This is a genomic window from Candidatus Sororendozoicomonas aggregata (assembly GCF_031528575.1).
GTDB classification, from domain to species: Bacteria; Pseudomonadota; Gammaproteobacteria; order Pseudomonadales; family Endozoicomonadaceae; genus Endonucleibacter; species Endonucleibacter aggregata.
Genome location: NZ_JAVLSP010000193.1, coordinates 1 through 1,500, shown reverse-complemented (window position 1 = coordinate 1,500; position 1,500 = coordinate 1). Strand labels below are relative to the sequence as shown.

Genomic DNA, 1,500 nt, shown 5'->3' with positions numbered 1-1,500 from the left:
TAGTGAATAGTGGTTCTATTTGCTAAAAATTTCCGACTTTTTAGACCAATTTGCTGCCACCGCAGTAGGGCAGTCTATTCTCGGACAGCCTCCTAGGGTAATACTACCATAATCTGCCCCCGTGAGGCCGTCTTTGGTTAACTGACCTCAGGAGCTGTTCACGCTCTTTTATGGGCTCATCTCAGGAAGGCTTCAGTCAGCAGAGGAATTTCCCTGAATGAAGTCGTAGTATACTTCTGTATCGCCAAAGACATAACGGCAGATCAGACAATGAATCTTGGTATAAAATTGCCCGGTCAAACGAAGCGTATCAACGACATCCTGAAGTCTGATTAAGGAGGGCCATGAAGGTTCTGTGGTGATAATATCAAAAGCAGGTACTGCCTTTAAATCGTAAATACATCGGGCGTGCCATAAGGCTAATTTTATATCATCATCGCTGGCAATGGGCTCGCCTCCTGGCTCGGGACAATGAGCCATCTGGTAATTATGCACATAACCCTGAGGAGAAATAATTTCAAAAGGCGTATCAACTTCCACCATAAAGTCCGTTAGAAAAGAAGATTGGCTCTTATCTCTTCTTCTGACTCCAAGGGTTTTGTGCGGTGTGTAAAAACAAATAAATAACCCCGGTGGCACCTGGAAGCGCCGGTTATAGTGCATTTGCAGTAAGCCGCAGAAATACGAATAATCTTCCCTGCCAATATTTGAATGGGCTAGTAAGATCACATTTCTAACCTCTTCACCCCGGTGAGGAAAGGTATACAGTTTTAGCCGTCCATTCAGTACGCTTGTCCGCGTATTCTCAGGCTCGAAAGACTCAAATGGGGCTGTTTTATTTAACATGCGCTAGTCCGTTTTCTGAAAGAACACTTACCTGAAAATTCTATTAGAATAGTAAAGAAACTATCCGAGGTGATTCATGGACTACCAGTGACCTATAATTACAGCCGCAAAAGAAAGTGAAATGGGCGGGCATCATGGGAAAGCGTCAGTCCAAAGGAGCATTTCCCTGAATGAAATCGTGGCGTATTATTTCAGTGTCAAAGACATAGCGGCAGATCAAACAATGAACCTTGGCGTAAAAGTGCCCGGTGACACGCAGCGTATCAATGACGTCCTTGACGCATAGCATTTTCAAAGTGAGCTACTCATCAGAAATAACCAAAAAATATCGATTTCAGAGAGGATTGTGAGAATGGTGGTGTAACCGTTATTGAGAAGCGCGGTGAATTTCCCTGAGATAACCGACGAATTCCACCCATAATAGTTAGACGATCGTGCAGATCAGGCAGTTGTTTGGCTATGCGCAGGTCCACGCGACGTTGACTGGAAGCCCTCCATTAGCACGGGACAGAAAGCCGCCGCGGAGCAGACTCTTTAATTGGCAGGGAGATCATAAGAATGGTGAGAAGCTTTTGGTATCACTCACTGCTTCACCAACCGCTTACCTATAAAGGACAAATGATGTTAAGGAAAGTTGGTTGAAAGCCTTGTATC

The 1,500-nt window shown here is 44.7% G+C and carries 2 protein-coding genes; one reads left to right on the top strand and one right to left on the bottom strand.

Annotated features, from left to right (window positions below; translation table 11 throughout):
- Positions 1-192: 192 nt before the first annotated feature.
- Positions 193-846: a putative adhesin gene (locus V4C51_RS17730; protein WP_330927495.1), complete on the bottom strand. Its 654-nt coding sequence runs from the start codon at positions 844-846 to the stop codon at positions 193-195.
- A 121-nt stretch (positions 847-967) separates the two neighbouring features.
- Here V4C51_RS17730 and V4C51_RS17725 point away from each other — a divergent pair, with 121 nt between their 5' ends.
- Entirely contained in the window at positions 968-1,132 is a 165-nt protein-coding gene (locus V4C51_RS17725; RefSeq protein ID WP_330927494.1) for a hypothetical protein, read from the top strand.
- Positions 1,133-1,500: the final 368 nt, after the last annotated feature.